The sequence below is a fragment of the Bacillus sp. LLTC93 genome, assembly GCF_002993125.1.
In the GTDB taxonomy this organism is placed as follows: Bacteria; Bacillota; Bacilli; order Bacillales; family Bacillaceae; genus Bacillus; species Bacillus zhangzhouensis.
This window is the reverse complement of sequence record NZ_PVME01000001.1, coordinates 512,716-532,646: the sequence shown is the minus strand read 5'-3', so window position 1 is coordinate 532,646 and position 19,931 is coordinate 512,716. Positions and strand designations below refer to the sequence as shown.

Sequence of the window (19,931 nt, the reverse complement as noted above, 5' to 3'; positions counted from 1 at the left end):
AGGAGGCAAAGGCATGAATGATAAAGGATTTACCCTGTTGGAAATGTTAATTGTCATGCTCGTGATTTCCATTCTTTTACTCATTACCATTCCGAATATCACCCGTCACCATCAAAGCATTCAAGCGAAGGGCTGTGAAGGTCTCAAATCAATGGTGAGTACACAGGTGATGGCATATGAATTGGAGCATGACGGCAAGACACCATCTTTGGCTGAATTAGAAAAAGAAGGCTATGTCAAAAAGGGATTAACTTGTCCTAATGGAAAAGCCATTGTCATTCAAAACGGCGACGTGAAGCATGAGTAAATTGCTTTTACATGAAAAGGGCTTTACCCTCATTGAACAGCTCATGATTTTACTTGTTTTATCTATTCTATTGTCGATCTTAGGAGGAAAAGTCCCAGGTATATTAGAAAGTGCTGAAGCAAAAAAACAAGTGAACATCATGAAACAAGATATCCAACTGGCTGCTTATACGGCATTTACCAAAAAAACCCGTGTGAATGTTGAGATTCATCCGCAACATGTATCCTATCAAGTAATAGATCAAAATGGTGATGAGGTAATTGCTTTTTATAAGCATAAAAAAGGCATCATCAAACATTCTACATTTTCACAGGGGATTCATTTTAATGAAAACGGACATCCGAGCAGCGGCGGTTCTCTCATTGTTCAATTTGGTAGCCAAATATATAAACTCACGATTTATTTAGGGAGCGGGCGTATCCATGTTCAAAAACAATAGAGGATTTAGTACGTTTGAGATGCTGTTAGCTTGCCACAGCTTCCTATTTGCAGCACTTGTGCTCATGCCAGCCTACGAAAAACTAATGATGGGAAAAAAGGAATTAAGAGCAAAACTTGAAGCTTACCAAGTGTTACATGAACATATGAACAAAGCGTTCATAGAAGGTACAAAGCCATCCGTCAAAAAGAAGAGAGGCGAGATCACATATGAACTCAATTGGAGTAAACAGAAGGGATGTGTATCATACAAAGTACAAAAAAAGAAGACGATATGCTTTCGTTATGTTGAACGATGAACAGGGGTTTACATTTATACAAGCTTTGTGGCAATTGCATCTATTTCTGTTTCTTTCTTTTGGCTGTGTGCTCATTTTTTCTGTTGCAGAGAAAGCCCATCCATTTGAAGAAATCAACCAATTTTCACAAATGGAGTGGAAGCAAACTGTACTGCAATTAGAGGAGGAATTAAATCGTGCACTGGCTGTTAGAGCGGTGAAAGAAGGAAAAGCGTTAGAGTATCTGTCCGATCAAGGGAGAGTGGTGAGGATTGAGCCCTATCAAGAGATGCTGAGGAAGCGAGTGGATCAGGCAGGGCATCTTCCTTTATTGCAAAAGGTGAAACAATTTCGCGTCAGAACAGATCAGCAAACAACAATCCTTGAAGTCACAGATGTATCTGATAAGGTGTATGAAGCCGTTTTTTTCACATATAAAGGAGTGGTTCCTAAAACGTGAAAAGCGAAGAAGGGTTTATCTATCCGCACGTACTTGCTACAATTCTTTTTTTCCTTTTGATCCTAGGCTCAATGACGATTGGATTTCAAAATGAACTGAAAAGTGCAGAGCTGACGATTTCTTATTATAAAAAACAGCAGCTATTTAGAATGGGTGTAAGTGAGGCTGCAAGCAAATTAAATCGTATTTGTAATCAGCAGCATGCTCATGTGGACACTGAAGAAGGCCGTGTGACATTGAAACAGATCGGGTGCGATCAAAAGAAAAAACTTGTCCACATGCTGGTCGGCGTTAAAACAAAAGATGGTTTAGCAGATGAGCGGGAACTGGTGATGGATTGGAAGACCCGTGAAATCATGAAATGGACAATCCCTGATTAGCCAGTGTATAAAACCATACTCTTCCTGGTAACACTTTAAGGAAGAAGAGGTGAATGTTCGTTGAAAACAAATGACTATGTAAAATATATGACGCAGGAAATCATTAAATATATGAATACACCACGTGACGAAAGGAAGGAACATAAACAAGAAAAGATGGAAACAAAACCGCCATTTTCACAGCGTTTATTTGGTGTTCTGCCGTTTGGCTTTTCCATGATGCTAAAAAAACGACATCGACATCGACAAAAGTAAAAAGCCGCCAGCAGGCGGTTTTTTTATGCCACTTTAGCTGTATTCTTCAACGACAATGACTTTATTGACCTTGTTTGAGTAAGGGTTATAGGAAATGGTGACAAATACCCCAAATTCTTTGGCGTGATCTTTTAACGTAATATGATACTGTTTCACAGATTCTTTTTCCCGGTGCCTGTCCCATACTTTTTGTTTAAATAAGACTTGTGCTAACGGATATCTTTTCTTTGCTTCCTTGACAGCTCTTGTTTCCCATTGATCTGTGGCAGTAGTGAACCCTCTCGCTTCCACAGGTTTGGCGTCTTGTATGACAGGCCCCAACAGTAAACTGAGCATGATCATGATTTTTCCATAGTTCACTTAACATCACCTCACCAGTTATTATCCTGACCAAATCCTACACTTTTATGTAAATTTTTAAGAAGTACAAATGTCACGGAAAAAAATATAGAATATGGCGAAAGAATGAGAAAATGGAAGAATTTTCTCGCAAGAGTTCTTGTTTAAGAACAAAATGGACTAATTTGGCGTTTTGGGTTTTATAGGTATTTCCTTATACTGAGTGTAATCGTTCTCTTTAAAGAACATCCGTCCGAGGAGTTGAAAGAATGAATCAGTCGCTCTTTGTACTCTTTAGTGCCATTTGTTTGATTTTTACGTCTCTTCTTATCACACCTACTAACGCTTCTTTTAACGATGTCGAGCAAACAAACTTTGTCATGAACACGTGTGGAGATTTTGAACAGACAGATCAGCATTGTCAGCCAAAGAAATGGGATAGAAGTGATTTAAAGCTCATAGATCAAACGATAATTGAAGGAACAGTCTGTGCGCCTCAAAAGCTAAGCATGACATTAAAAAATATTGGACAACCCATAGCACACTCTGAATGGAAGTGGGAATTACACAAAGTAGAAAGTGATCAGAAACCATTACAAAATGGTCATATTCTTGAAAAGGGCTCTATACAACACCTTTCATCAGAAGAAACGACGACTGTTACAACAGATAAAGCAAAAACGAATGGAATCTATGCATTTAAAATCTATTTTCCTAAAGGATTTGGTGCATCTGAAAAAACATTCTTTTGGTCTAAACAAATGCAGCTCTCAAGCTGTCAAGAAAAGATATCTTAAATGAAGCTGTCTACTGAATGAAAAAATGATATGTGAAGGGGAGATGGGACATGAAAAAATGGATGAAAATGTCTGGGAGTATTCTTTACGTAATGGTTTTCACGATGATGATTGCATGTATTATTGTCGTGTTGTCATCAAGAACAACAGGTGGAGATCCTCAGATTTTCGGTTATCAATTCAAGCAAGTATTATCTGGTTCAATGGAACCGGAATTTTCGACTGGGTCGCTCATTGTAGTAAAACAAGTGACCTCACCTGAGACGCTCAAAAAAGGAGATATTATCACTTTTCAAACGAAGCAAGACAAGTCCTTTGTGACTCACCGAATTGTTGGGGTAAAAGGAAAAGGGACAAATAAAGCCTTTGAGACCAAAGGAGACCACAATATGTATCAAGACGGTACGCTGGTAAAAGCGGATCAAGTGGTTGCGCAGTATACGGGAACGAACATCCCTTATGCAGGAAAACTTCTTTCGTATGCCGGAACTTCGGCTGGAACCGCTTTGCTGCTGATTATACCAGGTGTGATGCTGCTTGTTTACTCAACAATTCATTTTGTGGGCGCTGCGAAACATCGAAGACACACGGCTGATTTACATATGTCAGAGAAGCAAGCTTAAATTTTCGTTTGTAACCTAATTAGGTTTCAATAAAACAATTTATTAGGGGGTTCATTCATGGCAATGAAAAAATCAATTCGTTTAGGTGTATTATCAGGGGCATTAGGACTTGCTTTAATTGGCGGGGGAACATGGGCGGCGTTTAATGATGTAGAAAAGGCAAACGCGGTCTACTCGACAGGAGAGCTGAATTTATCTGCAAAAGAGAACTCTGGTGCCATCAACCTTGCGAACTTAAAACCTGGTGACCGAATAAAGAAAGAATTTAATTTTGAAAATAAGGGGTCGCTTGCGATTAATCAAGTGCTGATGAGTCTTGATTATAGCCAGTTTAAAGATGGAACCTCTGCGAAGAATGGCGATAAGAATACAGCTGAAGAATTCCTCAGCCAGTTTCAGGTGAGTGTTCTTACGGTTGGAGCCGAAGGTGGAAATGGTTATCCGAAAAATATTATTTTAGACCATGCAAACTTGCTTGACCTGCATCTATTAACGTCAAAACAGGATCAGACCGCATTTGAAAAGCTTCGTCATGCCGTCGATGAGAAGTTTTTACATGAAAGTGGTAAAATTAATGTAGCAACCGTTGATGGAACAGCGGCTCCAGAGTATGACGGCATTCCAAAGAATCCGTTTGATTACGATAAAATGGAAATGATCATTGAATTTGTCAATGACCAGACGAAGGATAAAGCTGGTCACTATATCCAAAATAAATACCAAGGCGATGCGATTCAAATTGATCTTTCCTTCGAAGCGACTCAGTGGAATGGTTTAACGATCAATCCCAAAAAGCATACGGATGAAAAAGGCTACGTGAAAGAAAACGAAAAAGCACACAGCGAAGATAAAAAATAAAGCCAGTCTTTAGACTGATATCTAGTTCTGCATAGCAATTGGAGGAGTATGCGCTAAAACGTGCGCTTTACTCCTCTTCTTGCTTTTTTTTCCAGATTTGATAATCTAAAAATTCACGAAATTGCTTTTTCGAAACCCCTGATGTCATTGCATCTCGAACTAGTTTTTCCCATTCACTATCTAATTGACCATCGTATTCGGTTTCATCTTTTTCGTGTAACAGTGTATGAACCGAGACGTCCAGAACAGCGGAGATTTTTTCAAGAAATTGAATGGAGGGGTTTGTTTGCAAGTTTCTTTCTATTGAGCTTAAATAAGACTTCGCTACCCCAGCCTTTTCGGCCAGTTCTGATAGTGAGTAGCCTTTTTCATTGCGGTATTGTTTAATACGCTGGCCAATCAATGTCATCACCTTCCTTTCGATATTATAGCACATTCAGAAAGGTTTGATAGAATGACTTCTTACCATAGGGGGAGACTCAGAGGACTTTTCGCTTGATTTGAGAAAATGACGGACTTCTTCAACTGTTAGTCCTGCTTTGCGAGCTTCGCGTAATAATTGAACCCATTCACTGTCTAATACTTTCGTTTTCTTTTCCATACAAATACCCTCCTAAAATACTGAATCGTGTATTTCAGGCACTTAACGCATTAAATGGAAAGACACAGGTGGTAAGACCTCATAGATTGCTTGCGTCATGTTTCCGCCCAATACAAACAGACAAACTTTGCTTTTGACTGATCGAAAATTGTATGTCACATGAAGGGGAGGGGGACTCGTGAGTCAGCCTCCTCTTTTTTGCTGTAAGTAAAAAAGCCCGCCATTTTCAATCGTAAGACTGATTTTTGGTTCGTATAAAGTTTTAAGTGCTTGTCTTTCTATTTCATATTCTACAGATGTGTCTGAAGTCCCTTCATAAAATTGGTTTAAAAGTTCCGAGTCTTCCTTCCACTTTTGAACAGCCCTCACCGCCCAATCGTCCGGCTCCTCATGGGCATAATGCTTCATCAGGCTATAGAGCCGTTTGACGCCGCTTTCTGGCTTAATCATTGTACTCATCGTAAAGCAATAATCAGGAATTTGAGATGACAGCTCACGGGCTTCCAGCTTTTCTTGAAATTGTTCTATGACTTCTCCTCGTATCAGATGAAGCCCAAGTGATAGCAGCTTATCCTTTTTACGGTCTGCCAGATAGGATATTTTCACATTGAGACCAAGCCATGGCTCCAGTGCGATTTGGTTGTTGTTGAGCGGCTTCACTCTTTCATAGAGCCGGATAAATCGGCCCTGCTGTTTAACAGCCTCGAATATTTGAAATAAACGAGGGGAGCCGAAGTGGACAAATTCACCTTCGACCGCATCACCGGCTTTTTTTTGATCGGTGATTAAGGTCAATTGCCGTGGCTCAGGTACACCTCCTGTTTTTTCAAGCCAGTGCCAATAAAAAGGGCGGTTCATAATCAATTTATCCATTTGAATTGTCAGTTGTACTGTCATATGTCCTGCACTTTCTTCTAATATGTCGCATTGATTCGCCTGAAAGAAACGGAGAAGAAATGTGTGAATGTCACGCTGCTCCATTGATCAACTCTCCTTTATGAGCCTTGCTGCCTTTTTTCTAAAAGCGGTGTTTGTGCTTCTGTTAAATAGGAAGCAAACTGAGTTAATTTCTTTTTCATGTCTCCGTCAGATTCGTGCTGAAAGAGAATATGATGCAATTCTGTTTCGGCCTCTTGGATATCAATTCGCGTTAAAATATCATCTAGATCGCCAATGACATTTTCAAATAGCTGAATTTTTTCATATAAAAGCTTCAAAATATGCTCTTCGACTGTTCCGTTCGTTGCCATATTGTAAATGTGGACATCCCGTTCTTGGCCAAGGCGATGAATACGTCCAATTCTCTGTTCTAGACGCATTGGATTCCACGGAAGGTCGTAGTTGATGATCTGGTTACAAAACTGAAGGTTAATCCCTTCGCCGCCGGCTTCTGTAGCAATTAACACTTGAGCCCGTTCTCTAAATAAATCTTTCATCCAGTCTTTTTTGCTCCGCTTAAAGCCGCCTCGAAAAGGAACCGAGCTAATGCCGTTTTGCTGAAGAAACCATTGTAAATAAATTTGTGTCGCACGATATTCAGTGAAAATAATGACCTTCTCATTTAACTGCTGAATGAGTTTGACGACTTCCAGCGCCTTTGAATTTTGCTCAACTTGATTGATTTTCTCCATGATTTGCGCAATGGCAGAAGATCCTAGAATGTGTTTTTCTTCTTCCTGCATTTTTTTGATCGTCATATAGACCGCCTCGCGGCTTGAGCAGCATTCTCGTTCCAAGGTCATGATTGAAAACATGTGCTTTGTATAAGATGGATTCTCTTTCAGCTTACAAATTTCATCATATAACGCTTGCTCTGTCGGAGAGAAATGAATGGAGATCGTTTTGACATGCCGTTTTGACCACTCGATGCCTGTGTCTTGTCTTCGGTTACGAATCATCACTTTATTGACTAGCTGTTTCAATCGATCATGGTCTTCAAGCTGCAAGTCCTTTTTGGCAAAAACATCTTTAAACTGATGTTCATTGCCTAGGTGGCCAGGCTTCAGAAGGGAAACGAGATTGAAAATTTCTCCGATTCGGTTTTGAATAGGCGTAGCTGTCAGCAGCAGGCAGAACTTTTTGTTTAGATTTCTCACAAATTCATAGTTTTTCGTTTTATTGTTTTTTAGTTTGTGTGCTTCATCAATAATGACCATATCGTAGGCGATTGATAAAATCGTGTCTCGATGCGGCTGTCTTTTGGCTGTATCAATTGAGGAAACCACGACGTCACACTGCTCCCATACATAGCTCTTTTTTTGTTCGACAGCATCAATGTAAAATTTCGTCCGCAGCTCCTGCACCCATTGAGACACAAGGGAGGCGGGGACGAGAATGAGAATCTTTTTGGCAAGTCCACGAATCATGTATTCTTTGATAATGAGTCCTGCTTCTACAGTTTTCCCAAGTCCCACTTCATCTGCTAAAATGGCTTTCCCGTTCATCTCTTCTACGACTCTTCTAGCCACTTCGAGCTGGTGCTTTAAAGGAGTGAATGCAGGCAGGTGTGCGGGAGCTTGCAAACCCTCGAATGAATCAATTGCTGTGACTTTCTGAACCTGCGTCGCTAATCGGTACATATCCCAGTTCGCCCAGGGACCGTCTGCTGAAAGCCGCTGCTGAAATTCACTTGCCCATTCCTGATCAAAAATCGTTTGAATATTCAATGTCATCGCCTGCCTTTCTAATTAGTTTGTGATAAAATCGTTCTGTTTTTAAACGCTTCATTTTTTAAGGGGTCTTTAAAAGACTATATATTTCAATAAAAGCGAACGATATTGAACATTTATTTTAAAAATGTTAATGATTTTTCTGTTGCTCTTGATCCGTTTCTAATGGTAGGATGTTGGTAAGTGATATAGAAAATAAGTCACCCATTTTGATAGTATGTCCAATAAATGTGAAGAATATGAGCGGATGATGGTATGGGGAGAGACTTGGCGGTTATTTAGCACTGGCAGGCGCCGAAGGAGCAAGCTGAATTGATTCAGTGAATCTCTCAGGCAAAAGTACTCTTACCGGACGCAACTCTGGAGAGTGTTTGCTCATTGTTTTTTAGCAAACCACCAAAGGGGAAAACGCACAATGATGTTGTGCTGTAAACTTTCAGGTGCAAGGACAGAGACTTCTTTTTGATAAAAGGGAGCTCTCTGTCCTTTTTTGCTGTGATTTTTTTCTGAAAATTCAGCTTGTGGTCTGCACTGTAAGAAAAAAGGGGGAAACGATTGATGTTGAAACGAACACCGCTTTTTCATGCGTATGAAATGTTTGGCGCAAAAACCATTGACTTCGGGGGCTGGGAATTACCTGTCCAATTTTCTTCCATTAAAGAAGAACATGAAGCTGTTCGAACAAAAGCAGGGCTTTTTGATGTGTCTCACATGGGTGAGGTGGAAGTCAAAGGGCAAGATGCCCTTCCTTTTTTACAAAGGCTATTAACCAATGATCTGTCTAAGCTGACGGATGGTAAGGCACTATATACAGCTATGTGTTATGAAGATGGCGGGACAGTGGATGACCTGCTCGTCTATCAAAAAGAAAAGAACAACTATTTGCTTGTCATTAATGCATCAAATATCGAAAAAGATGTGGATTGGCTGCTCCAGCATCAAGGGGAGGATGATGTATTGATCAAGAATGTCTCTGATCAAATCGCCTTGCTAGCACTTCAAGGACCTCTTGCTGCTGACATCATCAAGGATGTGGCGGACGAAGAGGTGACATCTCTCAAGCCATTTACGTTTTTATCACAAGCTGAGGTCGCTCAAAAAGAGGTGCTTGTTTCAAGAACCGGCTACACAGGAGAAGACGGCTTTGAAATCTACTGCCAGTCAGAAGATGCCGTTCACATTTGGTCGGCTTTATTAGAAGCGGGCCAGCCTAAAGGGTTAATACCGTGCGGGCTCGGTGCACGTGACACCTTAAGATTTGAAGCTAGACTGCCGCTTTATGGTCAGGAGCTCACAAAGGATATTTCCCCATTAGAGGGCGGGATTGGTTTTGCTGTCAAAACGGATAAAGAAGTCCATTTTATTGGGAAAGACGCGCTCAAAAAGCAAAAAGAAGAAGGAGCGAAGCGAAAGCTTGTCGGCATTGAAATGATTGATAAAGGGATTCCGCGAACAGACTATCCGGTCTTTTCAGGAGAGAAGCAGATTGGAATTGTCACAACGGGCACACAATCTCCAACGTTCAAGAAAAATGTCGGGCTTGTTCTGATCGAAACATCAGAGGCGCAGCTTCAGGCAGAAGTGGAAGTACAAATTCGTAAAAAACGTCTAAAAGCCAAAATCGTCGCCACACCATTTTATAAAAGAGCCAAATAACGAGGGGGAATAGAGGATGAAGCACAGGTATTTGCCGCAAACCGAGCAAGATCAAAGAGAAATGCTGGATGTCATTGGCGTTCAGTCGATTGATGAGCTTTTTTCAGATATCCCAGAGAAAGTAAGATTCAAAGGAGCATACAACATCAAAGAAGCCGCATCCGAAACACAGCTTGTGCGGGAATTATCTCTCTTAGCTGCAAAGAATAAGGATACTGTTTCCTATGCATCGTTTCTTGGTGCTGGTGTGTATGATCATTATCAGCCTGTCATTGTCGATCACGTCATCTCACGTTCTGAATTTTATACAGCGTATACACCTTATCAGCCCGAGATTTCGCAAGGCGAATTGCAGGCGATCTTTGAATTTCAAACGATGATTGCTGAGCTGACCGGCATGGATCTTGCCAACTCCTCGATGTATGATGGCGGAACCGCATTAGCTGAAGCGGGGATGCTGGCTGCAGGGCATACAAAGAAGAAAAAGATTGTGGTCTCTGAGACGGTTCATCCTGAATCAAGAGCGGTGCTGAAAACATATGCCAAAGGACAGCATATTGAAGTAGTCGAGGTACCTGCGCGAAAAGGACAGACGGATATAGCTGCATTAGAAGCGGCCGTCTGCGACGAAACAGCAGCTGTTCTTGTACAATATCCAAACTTTTTCGGTGTAGTAGAACCGTTAAAAGAGATTGAACCGATTGCACATAAAGGAAAGAGCCTGTTCATTGTCTCAAGTAATCCGCTTGCACTCGGCTTACTGACGCCGCCAGGAAAACTTGGGGCAGATATTGTCGTTGGTGATGCACAGCCGTTTGGTATTCCGGCTGCATTTGGCGGACCTCATTGTGGGTATTTTGCCGTGACGAAAAAATTAATGCGAAAAGTGCCAGGGCGCTTAGTCGGACAAACAGAAGATGAGAATGGCGTTCGTGGATTTGTGCTGACCCTTCAAGCACGTGAACAGCACATTCGAAGAGATAAAGCGACGTCAAATATTTGTTCGAATCAGGCATTAAATGCGTTAGCCGCTTCTGTTGCGATGACGGCGCTGGGAAAAACAGGTATAAAAGAAATCGCCTATCAAAACGTGCAAAAAGCCCATTATGCCAAGATGCAGGCGGAAAAACAAGGGCTCCAGGCTGATGTAGAAGGTGCCCATTTTAATGAATTTGTGATCAAGTTAAATGAGCCTGTGAAAGAGGTCAATAAACGATTGCTTGAAAAAGGGATCATCGGTGGCTATGACCTAGGGAGAGATTACCCAGAGCTTCAGCAGCACATGCTTGTAGCCGTGACAGAGCTAAGAACAAAAGAAGAAATTGATACGTTCATCAAGGAATTGGGGGATCGCCATGAATAAACAAGATCAGCCGCTTATTTTTGAATTATCCAAAGAAGGAAGAATTGGTTATAGCCTGCCTGATTTAGATGTACCTGAACAGGAGCTCCCAGCTCTATTTGATGAAACGTACATCCGTCATGAGGATGCTGAGCTTCCGGAAGTATCTGAGCTTGATATCATGCGTCATTATACGGCACTATCAAGACGTAATCATGGAGTTGATTCCGGATTTTACCCTCTTGGCTCTTGTACGATGAAATATAATCCAAAGATTAACGAAAAGGTCGCACGCCTTGCAGGCTTCTCGCAAATTCATCCACTCCAAGAAGCAGACACTGTGCAAGGAGCATTAGAATTACTTTATGACCTAGGTGACCATCTTGAAGAAATCACAGGGATGGACGCGGTGACATTACAGCCTGCGGCAGGAGCACATGGCGAATGGACAGGACTCATGATGATTCGTGCGTACCATGAAGCGAGAGGAGATCATAAACGAACAAAAGTCATCGTGCCGGATTCTGCTCATGGAACGAATCCGGCATCTGCGACAGTGGCTGGGTTTGAAACGATTACCGTCGCATCTGATGAAAATGGGCTTGTTGATTTAGAGGATTTACGCCGTGTTGTCAATGAAGAAACAGCTGCGCTTATGCTGACAAACCCGAATACACTCGGCCTTTTTGAAGAAAACATTTTAGAAATGGCTGAAATCGTTCACGGGGCTGGCGGTAAGCTTTATTATGACGGTGCGAACTTGAATGCTGTTTTAAGCAGAGCAAGACCAGGGGATATGGGATTTGATGTGGTTCACTTAAATCTTCATAAAACATTTACAGGTCCACACGGAGGCGGAGGTCCTGGTTCAGGTCCAGTTGGCGTGAAAAAGGATTTGATTCCATACTTGCCAAAGCCAGTGCTTGTGAAGAAAGAAGGTCGTTATTCCTTTGATTACGATCGCCCAGAATCCATTGGCCGTGTGAAACCGTTCTATGGCAACTTTGGCATCAATGTCAGAGCTTATGCGTATATCCGCTCTATGGGACCAGACGGCTTAAAGGCTGTGACTGATAATGCGGTGTTAAATGCGAACTATATGATGCGCCGCTTATGTGCTCATTACGATTTGCCATTTGATCGTCATTGTAAACATGAATTTGTCCTTTCAGGTAAACGTCAGAAGAAACTAGGTGTGCGGACACTTGATATTGCCAAACGATTACTTGATTTTGGCTATCATCCGCCAACGATCTATTTCCCGCTGAATGTAGAGGAATGTATCATGATTGAACCAACTGAAACAGAATCAAAAGAAACACTTGATGCATTCATTGAAGCGATGATTCAAATTGCAAAAGAAGCAGAAGAGAATCCAGAAGTGGTGCAGGAAGCACCGCATACAACGGTTGTCAAACGAATGGACGAAACAAAGGCTGCACGGAATCCAGTTCTTGTGTTTGAGAGAAAATAAAAAAGACTCAAAGGGGGCGGCTAGCTCCCAGAGTCTTTTTTATTAGTTTTTCGTTTTGATGCGGCCGCCCCATTTTTTAAAGCCGCCCTTTAAATTATAAATCTCACGACAGCCGTTTTTACGTAAAGTTTGGGCTGCTTTCCCGCTTCTCAAATTATTTTGGCAATAGAGATAAACAGGCTTGTCAGGACGTATTTCATTTTTTCGCTGCTTTAGTTGTGAAAGGGGGATGTTTCTTGCCCCTAAAATATGTCCGCCTTCAAACTCATTTGGCTCTCTCACATCAATGAGTTGAGCTTTGCGGTAACCTTTAATGAATTCTTCTTCCGTCAGCGTTTTCATAATGCGCTGCTGATAAATGTAGCTGCCGATGGAATAAAGAACGAAAAGTCCACAAAGTGAGAGGACGATATAGTTGAATATTGGCAATACGACTCGACTCCTTCTTGAGCATCAGCACAGTGGTCTGTCTGATGGTACGTTTTAGACAAATACTATTATAGTAAAGCAAAAGAAACTTGTCATCATAAATGGTCAGAATTATTTTCAATTCCTTCCCTATTTGATAGACTGATGAAGAGAGAAAATCGGTGGTCACCACCATCATCTAACATTGACTACGTAAAAGAGAAGGGATTTTTATATGCAAAAAGAGAAATGGTGTTTCATTGATACAGGAAACCAAGACCCTGCCTTTAACATGGCAATGGACGAAGCCTTGCTTTATTGGCATAGTGAGAAGCTCATCCCGCCTGTGATCCGTTTTTATGGGTGGGATCCGGCAACATTGTCTGTTGGATATTTTCAGCATGTTGAAAAAGAAATTAACATGGAAGCGGTCAAGCGCTATGGTCTCGGATTTGTCCGCAGACCAACAGGCGGGCGGGGGGTTCTTCATGATCAGGAGCTGACCTACAGCGTCATTGTGTCAGAGGAGCATCCAGAAATGCCAGCGACAGTGACTGAGGCGTACCGCGTCATTTCAGAAGGCATTTTAGAGGGCTTTAAAGAACTGGGACTTGATGCGTATTTTGCCATTCCTCGTACAGAAAAAGAAAAGGAAAGCTTAAAAAACCCAAGATCGTCTGTATGCTTTGATGCTCCTTCGTGGTACGAGCTTGTCGTAGAAGGCAGAAAAGTAGCAGGCAGTGCTCAAACGAGACAAAAAGGTGTGATCCTTCAGCATGGCTCGATCTTAATTGACCTTGATGAAGACAAATTGTTCGATTTGTTTCTTTATCCAAACGACCGGGTAAGAGAGCGGATGCAGCGCAGCTTTAAAAACAAGGCGGTCGCAATCAATGAAATTTCAGATCGAACATGTACATTAGACGATGCCCGTGTGGCGTTTAAACGAGGGTTTGAAAAAGGATTAAATATCGAGCTTGTACCTTATGAACTGACAGATGAAGAATTAGCGTTTGTCCACCATCTCGCCAAAACGAAATATGCCTCAGATGATTGGAATTACAAGCGTTAAGACGATGGACACTTCTTGTCTTTTAATGGGCGATGGTGTAGAATTGTTATGATTATTAAGTAAAGGTGCATTTTGGAGGGGTTTTATGACTACACCTAGTATGGAAGATTATATTGAACAAATTTATATGCTGATAGAAGAAAAAGGATATGCCAGAGTATCTGATATTGCAGAAGCCCTCGCTGTCCATCCCTCCTCTGTAACAAAAATGGTTCAGAAGCTAGATAAAGATGAATACCTCATTTATGAGAAATATCGTGGTCTGATTTTAACCCCGAAAGGCAAAAAAATTGGAAAACGTCTCGTATACAGACATGAACTGCTAGAGCAATTTTTAAGAATCATTGGTGTAGATGAAGAGAAGATTTATGATGATGTAGAAGGCATTGAGCATCATCTCAGCTGGAACAGCATTGACCGCATTGGCGATCTTGTTCAATTCTTTGAAGAAAACGACGAGCGATCTGTACAGCTGAAAGCGATTCAAAAGAAAAACGAACAAACAAATCAAGAATCTTAAGAAAAAGGACACCCATACTGAGGGTGTCCTTTTTGAATAAAGTTCTAATTGAAAGCAAATGCTCCTACACTATTAATAGTGTGAGATAAAAAGGGGGCTCCTGAATGAAGATAGATGGTGTGTTCTCAGGTGGAGGCATTAAGGGTGCAGCGCTTGCAGGTGCTTATGAAGCGCTTGAAGCGAGAGGATTTCAATTTGTCCGGCTTGCTGGTACAAGTGCTGGTGCGATTATTGCTTCACTTATCGCAGCAGGTTTTACAAGTCAGGAGATTCGGGAGCTTTTAGATGAAATGGATGAACATCAATTGCTCGACCGAAGGTGTCAATTCATCCCGTTTAAAATGCTCAGGTGGGTATCCATTTATTGGCGTCTTGGTCTTTACAAAGGAGACCGACTGGAAAAATGGCTCACAGATGTTTTAAAACGAAAAGGGGTTACCGTATTTGGGGATCTTAAAAAAAATTCGCTCAAAATCATTGCTTCTGACTTAACAAATGGAAGAATCCTCGTCCTGCCAGACGACCTTCCTTCATATGGATTAAATCCAGAACGGTTTTCCGTTGCACGAGCCATTCGCATGAGCTGCAGCCTGCCGTATTTTTTCGAGCCAGTCAAACTAAAGTCTTCAAAAGGCATTTGTACCATTGTTGATGGCGGAGTCCTCAGTAACTTCCCGATTTGGTTATTTGCTGAAGAGAAAAAAAGACCGTTCGTTGGCGTCACGTTAACCCCAAATGAAAAAGAACGCCCTCAACACTCCATCCGCAATGCGTTTGAACTGTTTGGCGCTCTTTTTGAAACGATGCGTGGTGCGCATGACGAAAGACATATCGCCACAAAACACGAACGTCATATTATTTTTATTCCTGTAGAACATGTCATTGCCACTGATTTTCATCTCATGACAGAAAAGAAAAGGGCGCTCGTCGATCTAGGTAGACAGAAGGCCGAGCAATTTTTAAAAAGCTGGACTTTTTAAAATAAGGCGCGGTTCTTCTTTTTGTTTTTCTTGCCTTCAATCACAGTCAATTGTGTTTGGCTTTTCTTTTTGAGAAGGACGGGCTTAGACTTGTGGTCAGTCGGCACGCTTCGCAAATGAGTGACCCGATTTTTCATCTGGCTTTTCGTTTTTGGTTTAGGCTGCTGCTGGTAGCGACGTTTTGATTGTTTGACTGCTTTACGATAAAGATTGCCTTCTGTTCCAGTTCTTCGATTCATCAGCCATCTAAATAGGAAAAACACAACCGCTCCAATGATCACAACTGATAGCAGCATCGTAAAGAGTCTGCCTGGGTTCGTTGTGAGTAAATACACAAATCCCAAAACACCTAAAGCGAAAATAATGGTAAAAGCAGGATGTACTCGGCGATTCATAACTGTCCACCTCCGAAGGAATTTACCGGATTTATAAGCTAGATCACTTGATGAGCAGAATCTGACGCTTGTTTCTCAGACGCTTCCTCTAAACGAAGAAGTTCTTTAAAACTTGCAATGGCTACCTCGACTTGATCGTCAGAGGGTTCTTTTGTTGTGAGCAATTGCAGCCAAAGACCAGGATAGCCAAGCACTTTTAGCACAGGCACGTCACGGAGTTTGTTCGTGAGCTGCAAGACTTCAAATGAAATGCCCAGAACAACAGGAATGAGCGCCAAGCGGTTCAGAACTCTTACCCATAAAGGATCTGTCGGTACGAGTAAATAGACGAACATTCCGACAATGACAGTGAATAAAATAAAGCTGCTGCCGCATCGATAATGCAGCCGGGACTGGCTTTGGACATTTTCCACTGTGATGTCAAGATTCTGTTCATAGCAGTTTATGACTTTATGTTCTGCGCCATGATATTGAAATACCCTTTTAATTAAAGGGGTCATGGAAATAAAGTAAATATAGCCTAATAACAGGATCAATTTAAAGAATGTTTCAACTGCGATTTGTGCGAAATTCCCTGAGAAAATAGGCCGCACAAGCTCAGCTAAAAAGACAGGTACTAGGGTAAAGACAAATTTACTAAAGAGAAGAGAGAGAACTCCGATCACAGCAATGCCAAAGATCATCGATAACTTCGAGCCTTTTTGTTCTTTTTCAAGAGAATGATCTTCAGAAGGATCTAAGTCATAGCGCTCACTGGAGAAGTTTAAGTGCTTACTGCCGTTTGCGCTTGCTTCAACAAGTGCAGCAACACCCCTGACAAATGGGATTTTCTTGAGAAAGGCGGTTCGTTTATTGGAGGTCCGGGGAAGCTTCAAAAACTCAATGGACTGATCCTTACGCCGAATCGCTGTCACATAGTTCTTTTTACCTCCGAACATGACACCTTCGACAACTGCCTGCCCTCCATATGCTGGAGGTTTTGTTTGATTGGACATATTTCATCAACCTGCCTGTTTCCTGTAATTTACATGCATTTCCTTATACCTTCATTGTACAGGAAATGAGGGGAAATCACTAGCTCACAGGTCGATTATCTACTAGAATTCTATCTACCTCTTTTTAGCCAGTATACCCTGTTATAAAAATTTTACACTCACGCATGGAAATCCTTTTTTTTCATGACATATTGGACATACTACTTGCTGGAGGTGTTCATATGAAACGTGATGAAAAGAAAAAGCAAGAAGAAAAAAATCAGTCAGTGCAAACGTCATCGCTCGTGGCAAGAGCAGCTGCTACGGGCTTTGTTGGCGGTGTTTTTTGGAGCTTTATCGGATTTCTGACCCATATGTTTCATTTTTCAGAGGTGAGTCCGAATATGCTGCTTCAGCCTTTTGTGCTCGGAGAATGGAAAAAGGGAGGACTTGGCACTTTTATTAGTATTGTGCTTTTAGGGCTTTTATCTATTGGAGCGGCCTTTATTTATTATGGGCTTTTAAAACGGGTCAAAGGTTTTTGGGTGGGTCTCATTTATGGGGGACTATTATGGTTGCTTGTTTTTTATGTATTTAATCCTATTTTCCCAGATGTGAAGCAAGTACAAGATTTACAGCAAAGCACCATTGTGACGACATTTTGCCTATATATTTTATATGGCATGTTTATTGGATACAGTATTTCGTTTGAATACAATGAATTAACGAGTCAGAAGCTAGCAAGGGCACTCGGGAAAAAGACAGAATAAAGTGTAAATCGCCCATTCATATGATAAAATATTTTTGGAAACGAAAGGTTTCTAAGGAAAAAGAAACAGATATCGAAATAGATTGAATTAGGATGAAGGAGTGGTCAAATGCCTCATTTTCTTATGCTGAATGGACCCAACTTAAATAGGCTCGGCAAGAGAGAGCCTGCTGTTTATGGAAGTAAAACGCTGACGGATTTAGAAACAGATTTGTTTCAGTTCGCAGAAAGAGCAAATATCCAACTAACGTTCTTTCAATCAAATCACGAAGGGGATCTGATCGATGCGCTCCACGAAGCAGAGGATCAGTACGATGGCGTCGTGTTTAACCCCGGTGCTTTTACCCACTATAGTTACGCGCTGAGAGATGCCATTGCAAGTATTTCTTTACCTGTCATCGAAGTACATATCTCAAATGTTCATAAGAGAGAGGAATTCCGCCATCATTCTGTACTTGCTCCAGTATGCCAAGGGCAAATCGTTGGTCTTGGTTTAGAAGGGTATAAATTGGCGATTCGTTATTTAGTCAGTGAAGGGGGAACGGCATCTTGAAGCTTGAAAAACTAAGAAAACTTTTAACCGAATTAGAGATTGATGGTCTTGTGATTACGAGCAGCTTTAATTTGCAGTACATGACCAGCTTTACTGGATCAGCCGGCCTTGCAGTCGTTTCAAAGGATCGAGCGGCCTTTATTACGGATTTTCGCTACACAGAACAAGCCAAGGATCAAGTGAAAGGCTATGACATCATTGAACATAAAGGAAACATTGTGGAAACAGCTGCCCAAACGGCAAGGGAGTTTGGGGTAAAACGTCTTGGGTTTGAACAAAACCATATGACATTTGCCACTTATCAACAGTATGCTGAAAAAGCAGGCGGTATCGAGCTTGTTCCTGTCTCAGAATCAGTTGAAAAGTTGCGCTTGATTAAGTCTAGTGAAGAGATTAAGATATTAGAGGAAGCTGCGAAGATTGCAGATCACGCCTTCGATCATATTCTCAATTATATCAAGCCGGGCCTGACAGAAATTGCCGTCATGAACGAGCTTGAATTTTTCATGAGAAAAGAAGGTGCTGAAGGATCTTCATTCGATATGATTGTCGCCTCAGGTGTTCGTTCAAGCCTGCCACACGGGAGAGCGAGTGAAAAGGTAATTGAATCTGGTGATTTGGTTACACTTGATTTCGGAGCCTACTATAAAGGCTATTGTTCTGATATGACAAGAACGATTGCTGTCGGAACGCCAAGCGACAAGCTAAAGGAAATTTATCATATCGTATTAGAAGCAGAAAACGCTGGTGTGGATAGAATCAAGCCAGGCTTAACAGGAAAAGAAGCTGATCGCATCACACGAGACATCATTGAAAAATATGGCTACGGTCAATACTTCGGGCATTCGACTGGACACGGGCTTGGTATGGAAGTACATGAAGCGCCTGGTCTTTCCTCACGCTCAGAGGTCGTGTTAGAAGAGGGAATGGTTGTAACAGTTGAGCCAGGAATTTACTTGCCAGATGTCGGCGGCGTGAGAATTGAGGATGATATAGTCCTAACAGCTGATGGCAATAAACGATTGACCCACTCACCGAAAGAACTTATCATATTATGATGGTGAAATGTAGGAGGATGACAAAATGATTTCAGTAAACGATTTTCGTACAGGCCTGACAATTGAAGTGGACGGCGGTATTTGGCGTGTCGTGGATTTCCAACACGTAAAACCAGGGAAAGGCGCAGCGTTTGTTCGTTCTAAACTGCGTAACCTTCGTACTGGTGCTATTCAAGAAAAAACATTCCGTGCAGGTGAAAAAGTAGCGAAAGCTCAAATTGAAACAAAAACAATGCAATACTTGTATGCAAATGGTGACCAGCATGTATTCATGGATACAAGTTCATACGAGCAGCTTGAACTAAGTGAAACACAAATTAAAGATGAGCTAAAATACTTGCTTGAAAATATGTCAGTTCAAATCGTGATGTATGGTGCTGAAACACTTGGAGTTGAACTTCCAAACACGGTAGAACTAGAAGTAGTAGAAACAGAGCCTGGTATTAAAGGTGACACAACATCAGGCGGATCAAAACCTGCGAAAACTGAAACTGGTTTAATCGTCAACGTTCCTTTCTTTGTGAACCAAGGAGATAAACTAGTGATTAATACATCTGATGGTTCATACGTTTCAAGAGCGTAATGAACGAAGAAAGACTGTAAACCTCGTGTTTACAGTCTTTTTTTATTGAAAAAATATGACTCTCGATAAGAACGCCTTCACTCTATTCTCTCATCCATCTCTCCTACGTCTGAAAAACAAGACTACTTCCGGCTAGTCAAGC

Annotated in this window: 27 protein-coding genes and 2 riboswitches; of the genes, 19 read left to right on the top strand and 8 right to left on the bottom strand. The window is 41.5% G+C overall.

Going from position 1 to position 19,931, the window contains the following annotated elements:
* Positions 1-13: 13 nt before the first annotated feature.
* The 6 genes from comGC to C6W18_RS02840 are packed head-to-tail and all read left to right on the top strand — an operon-like array spanning position 14 to position 2,118.
* Positions 14-307 carry a competence type IV pilus major pilin ComGC gene (gene comGC / locus C6W18_RS02865; protein ID WP_008360227.1) on the top strand — a complete coding sequence of 98 codons (294 nt, stop codon included), beginning with the start codon at positions 14-16 and terminating at the stop codon, positions 305-307.
* Positions 300-746, top strand: a complete 447-nt coding sequence (gene comGD / locus C6W18_RS02860) for a competence type IV pilus minor pilin ComGD (protein WP_105925837.1) — start codon at positions 300-302, stop codon at positions 744-746. The genes comGC and comGD overlap by 8 nt, the downstream gene beginning before the upstream one ends.
* Positions 730-1,044, top strand: coding sequence for a competence type IV pilus minor pilin ComGE (gene comGE / locus C6W18_RS02855; protein ID WP_105925835.1), 315 nt, complete (start codon positions 730-732; stop codon positions 1,042-1,044). Before comGD ends, comGE begins: the two co-directional genes overlap by 17 nt.
* Entirely contained in the window at positions 1,031-1,483 is a 453-nt protein-coding gene (gene comGF / locus C6W18_RS02850) for a competence type IV pilus minor pilin ComGF (RefSeq protein ID WP_189318018.1), read from the top strand. The genes comGE and comGF overlap by 14 nt, the downstream gene beginning before the upstream one ends.
* Positions 1,480-1,863 (top strand): competence type IV pilus minor pilin ComGG, encoded by a 384-nt coding sequence (locus C6W18_RS02845; RefSeq protein WP_105925831.1) that lies wholly within the window; start codon positions 1,480-1,482, stop codon positions 1,861-1,863. Before comGF ends, C6W18_RS02845 begins: the two co-directional genes overlap by 4 nt.
* A gap of 60 nt (positions 1,864-1,923) precedes the next feature.
* Entirely contained in the window at positions 1,924-2,118 is a 195-nt protein-coding gene (locus C6W18_RS02840) for a YqzE family protein (RefSeq protein ID WP_034319624.1), read from the top strand.
* Positions 2,119-2,151: 33 nt separating this feature from the next.
* On the opposite strand, the gene C6W18_RS02835 is transcribed toward C6W18_RS02840, so the two are convergent.
* On the bottom strand, positions 2,152-2,460 hold the full coding sequence (locus tag C6W18_RS02835) for a DUF3889 domain-containing protein (RefSeq protein WP_189318034.1): 309 nt from the start codon (positions 2,458-2,460) through the stop codon (positions 2,152-2,154).
* 266 nt (positions 2,461-2,726) lie between these two features.
* Between C6W18_RS02835 and tapA the strand changes: the two genes are divergently transcribed.
* From tapA to tasA, 3 genes are read left to right on the top strand one after another with little or no spacing between them, the layout of a single operon-like run.
* A complete protein-coding gene (gene tapA, locus C6W18_RS02830) occupies positions 2,727-3,254 on the top strand; it encodes an amyloid fiber anchoring/assembly protein TapA (protein ID WP_105925827.1) in 528 nt (175 codons plus the stop codon).
* 50 nt (positions 3,255-3,304) lie between these two features.
* Positions 3,305-3,877: a signal peptidase I SipW gene (sipW, locus tag C6W18_RS02825; RefSeq protein WP_105925825.1), complete on the top strand. Its 573-nt coding sequence runs from the start codon at positions 3,305-3,307 to the stop codon at positions 3,875-3,877.
* Positions 3,878-3,934: 57 nt separating this feature from the next.
* Positions 3,935-4,735 carry a biofilm matrix protein TasA gene (tasA, locus tag C6W18_RS02820; protein ID WP_105925823.1) on the top strand — a complete coding sequence of 267 codons (801 nt, stop codon included), beginning with the start codon at positions 3,935-3,937 and terminating at the stop codon, positions 4,733-4,735.
* A 67-nt stretch (positions 4,736-4,802) separates the two neighbouring features.
* Here tasA and sinR read toward each other — a convergent pair whose 3' ends face one another.
* From sinR to C6W18_RS02800, 4 genes are all read right to left on the bottom strand, one after another.
* The gene (gene sinR, locus C6W18_RS02815) at positions 4,803-5,138 is read right to left on the bottom strand and encodes a transcriptional regulator SinR (protein ID WP_105925821.1); all 336 of its coding nucleotides are present in this window, start codon (positions 5,136-5,138) and stop codon (positions 4,803-4,805) included.
* A gap of 33 nt (positions 5,139-5,171) precedes the next feature.
* The gene (locus C6W18_RS02810) at positions 5,172-5,336 is read right to left on the bottom strand and encodes an anti-repressor SinI family protein (protein WP_105925819.1); all 165 of its coding nucleotides are present in this window, start codon (positions 5,334-5,336) and stop codon (positions 5,172-5,174) included.
* Positions 5,337-5,519: 183 nt separating this feature from the next.
* Complete coding sequence (locus tag C6W18_RS02805) at positions 5,520-6,317, bottom strand: YqhG family protein (protein WP_105925817.1); 798 nt, start codon at positions 6,315-6,317, stop codon at positions 5,520-5,522.
* Between the two features lie 14 nt (positions 6,318-6,331).
* Complete coding sequence (locus C6W18_RS02800; protein WP_034319978.1) at positions 6,332-8,002, bottom strand: DEAD/DEAH box helicase; 1,671 nt, start codon at positions 8,000-8,002, stop codon at positions 6,332-6,334.
* A gap of 250 nt (positions 8,003-8,252) precedes the next feature.
* A riboswitch (glycine riboswitch) is annotated at positions 8,253-8,360 on the top strand.
* A gap of 3 nt (positions 8,361-8,363) precedes the next feature.
* Positions 8,364-8,459, top strand: a riboswitch (glycine riboswitch).
* A 104-nt stretch (positions 8,460-8,563) separates the two neighbouring features.
* Here C6W18_RS02800 and gcvT point away from each other — a divergent pair.
* From gcvT to gcvPB, 3 genes are read left to right on the top strand one after another with little or no spacing between them, the layout of a single operon-like run.
* Complete coding sequence (gene gcvT, locus C6W18_RS02795; protein WP_105925815.1) at positions 8,564-9,661, top strand: glycine cleavage system aminomethyltransferase GcvT; 1,098 nt, start codon at positions 8,564-8,566, stop codon at positions 9,659-9,661.
* 16 nt (positions 9,662-9,677) lie between these two features.
* Positions 9,678-11,024 (top strand): aminomethyl-transferring glycine dehydrogenase subunit GcvPA, encoded by a 1,347-nt coding sequence (gcvPA, locus tag C6W18_RS02790; protein WP_105925813.1) that lies wholly within the window; start codon positions 9,678-9,680, stop codon positions 11,022-11,024.
* Positions 11,017-12,477, top strand: a complete 1,461-nt coding sequence (gcvPB, locus tag C6W18_RS02785) for an aminomethyl-transferring glycine dehydrogenase subunit GcvPB (RefSeq protein WP_105925810.1) — start codon at positions 11,017-11,019, stop codon at positions 12,475-12,477. Before gcvPA ends, gcvPB begins: the two co-directional genes overlap by 8 nt.
* A gap of 42 nt (positions 12,478-12,519) precedes the next feature.
* Here the strand turns inward: gcvPB and C6W18_RS02780 are convergent, their stop codons facing one another.
* Entirely contained in the window at positions 12,520-12,900 is a 381-nt protein-coding gene (locus C6W18_RS02780) for a rhodanese-like domain-containing protein (protein ID WP_099726786.1), read from the bottom strand.
* 220 nt (positions 12,901-13,120) lie between these two features.
* On the opposite strand from C6W18_RS02780, the gene C6W18_RS02775 reads away from it, so the two are divergent.
* The 3 genes from C6W18_RS02775 (at position 13,121) to C6W18_RS02765 (ending at position 15,457) form a co-directional block, all read left to right on the top strand.
* Complete coding sequence (locus tag C6W18_RS02775) at positions 13,121-13,957, top strand: lipoate--protein ligase family protein (RefSeq protein ID WP_099726666.1); 837 nt, start codon at positions 13,121-13,123, stop codon at positions 13,955-13,957.
* Between the two features lie 85 nt (positions 13,958-14,042).
* The gene (gene mntR, locus C6W18_RS02770) at positions 14,043-14,477 is read left to right on the top strand and encodes a transcriptional regulator MntR (RefSeq protein ID WP_003215946.1); all 435 of its coding nucleotides are present in this window, start codon (positions 14,043-14,045) and stop codon (positions 14,475-14,477) included.
* Between the two features lie 104 nt (positions 14,478-14,581).
* Positions 14,582-15,457 (top strand): patatin-like phospholipase family protein, encoded by an 876-nt coding sequence (locus tag C6W18_RS02765; RefSeq protein ID WP_105925808.1) that lies wholly within the window; start codon positions 14,582-14,584, stop codon positions 15,455-15,457.
* On the opposite strand, the gene C6W18_RS02760 is transcribed toward C6W18_RS02765, so the two are convergent.
* A complete protein-coding gene (locus C6W18_RS02760) occupies positions 15,454-15,852 on the bottom strand; it encodes an SA1362 family protein (RefSeq protein ID WP_034319651.1) in 399 nt (132 codons plus the stop codon). The two genes, C6W18_RS02765 and C6W18_RS02760, sit on opposite strands and share 4 nt — an antisense overlap.
* Positions 15,853-15,890: 38 nt before the next feature.
* The gene (locus C6W18_RS02755) at positions 15,891-16,847 is read right to left on the bottom strand and encodes a DUF1385 domain-containing protein (protein WP_105925806.1); all 957 of its coding nucleotides are present in this window, start codon (positions 16,845-16,847) and stop codon (positions 15,891-15,893) included.
* 221 nt (positions 16,848-17,068) lie between these two features.
* Between C6W18_RS02755 and C6W18_RS02750 the strand changes: the two genes are divergently transcribed.
* From C6W18_RS02750 to efp, 4 genes are all read left to right on the top strand, one after another.
* Positions 17,069-17,596 (top strand): YqhR family membrane protein, encoded by a 528-nt coding sequence (locus C6W18_RS02750; protein ID WP_034319656.1) that lies wholly within the window; start codon positions 17,069-17,071, stop codon positions 17,594-17,596.
* 108 nt (positions 17,597-17,704) lie between these two features.
* On the top strand, positions 17,705-18,148 hold the full coding sequence (aroQ, locus tag C6W18_RS02745) for a type II 3-dehydroquinate dehydratase (protein ID WP_105925804.1): 444 nt from the start codon (positions 17,705-17,707) through the stop codon (positions 18,146-18,148).
* Positions 18,145-19,206, top strand: coding sequence for a M24 family metallopeptidase (locus tag C6W18_RS02740; RefSeq protein WP_105925802.1), 1,062 nt, complete (start codon positions 18,145-18,147; stop codon positions 19,204-19,206). Before aroQ ends, C6W18_RS02740 begins: the two co-directional genes overlap by 4 nt.
* Before the next feature lie 25 nt (positions 19,207-19,231).
* Positions 19,232-19,789, top strand: a complete 558-nt coding sequence (efp, locus tag C6W18_RS02735) for an elongation factor P (protein ID WP_012010541.1) — start codon at positions 19,232-19,234, stop codon at positions 19,787-19,789.
* The last annotated feature ends 142 nt before the right edge of the window (positions 19,790-19,931 follow it).

Bases quoted from the DNA above. Each gene is read 5' to 3' on its own strand.
- C6W18_RS02805 (WP_105925817.1), bottom strand. From the start codon at position 6,317: ATGGAGCAGCGTGACATTCACACATTTCTTCTCCGTTTCTTTCAGGCG.
- C6W18_RS02755 (WP_105925806.1), bottom strand. From the start codon at position 16,847: ATGTCCAATCAAACAAAACCTCCAGCATATGGAGGGCAGGCAGTTGTC.
- comGD (WP_105925837.1), top strand. From the start codon at position 300: ATGAGTAAATTGCTTTTACATGAAAAGGGCTTTACCCTCATTGAACAG.
- C6W18_RS02810 (WP_105925819.1), bottom strand. From the start codon at position 5,336: ATGGAAAAGAAAACGAAAGTATTAGACAGTGAATGGGTTCAATTATTA.
- mntR (WP_003215946.1), top strand. From the start codon at position 14,043: ATGACTACACCTAGTATGGAAGATTATATTGAACAAATTTATATGCTG.
- comGC (WP_008360227.1), top strand. From the start codon at position 14: ATGAATGATAAAGGATTTACCCTGTTGGAAATGTTAATTGTCATGCTC.
- sipW (WP_105925825.1), top strand. From the start codon at position 3,305: ATGAAAAAATGGATGAAAATGTCTGGGAGTATTCTTTACGTAATGGTT.
- gcvT (WP_105925815.1), top strand. From the start codon at position 8,564: ATGTTGAAACGAACACCGCTTTTTCATGCGTATGAAATGTTTGGCGCA.
- C6W18_RS02750 (WP_034319656.1), top strand. From the start codon at position 17,069: ATGAAACGTGATGAAAAGAAAAAGCAAGAAGAAAAAAATCAGTCAGTG.
- comGE (WP_105925835.1), top strand. From the start codon at position 730: ATGTTCAAAAACAATAGAGGATTTAGTACGTTTGAGATGCTGTTAGCT.
- C6W18_RS02775 (WP_099726666.1), top strand. From the start codon at position 13,121: ATGCAAAAAGAGAAATGGTGTTTCATTGATACAGGAAACCAAGACCCT.
- gcvPA (WP_105925813.1), top strand. From the start codon at position 9,678: ATGAAGCACAGGTATTTGCCGCAAACCGAGCAAGATCAAAGAGAAATG.
- tasA (WP_105925823.1), top strand. From the start codon at position 3,935: ATGGCAATGAAAAAATCAATTCGTTTAGGTGTATTATCAGGGGCATTA.
- efp (WP_012010541.1), top strand. From the start codon at position 19,232: ATGATTTCAGTAAACGATTTTCGTACAGGCCTGACAATTGAAGTGGAC.
- C6W18_RS02760 (WP_034319651.1), bottom strand. From the start codon at position 15,852: ATGAATCGCCGAGTACATCCTGCTTTTACCATTATTTTCGCTTTAGGT.
- C6W18_RS02765 (WP_105925808.1), top strand. From the start codon at position 14,582: ATGAAGATAGATGGTGTGTTCTCAGGTGGAGGCATTAAGGGTGCAGCG.
- tapA (WP_105925827.1), top strand. From the start codon at position 2,727: ATGAATCAGTCGCTCTTTGTACTCTTTAGTGCCATTTGTTTGATTTTT.
- C6W18_RS02835 (WP_189318034.1), bottom strand. From the start codon at position 2,460: ATGATCATGCTCAGTTTACTGTTGGGGCCTGTCATACAAGACGCCAAA.
- comGF (WP_189318018.1), top strand. From the start codon at position 1,031: ATGTTGAACGATGAACAGGGGTTTACATTTATACAAGCTTTGTGGCAA.
- aroQ (WP_105925804.1), top strand. From the start codon at position 17,705: ATGCCTCATTTTCTTATGCTGAATGGACCCAACTTAAATAGGCTCGGC.
- gcvPB (WP_105925810.1), top strand. From the start codon at position 11,017: ATGAATAAACAAGATCAGCCGCTTATTTTTGAATTATCCAAAGAAGGA.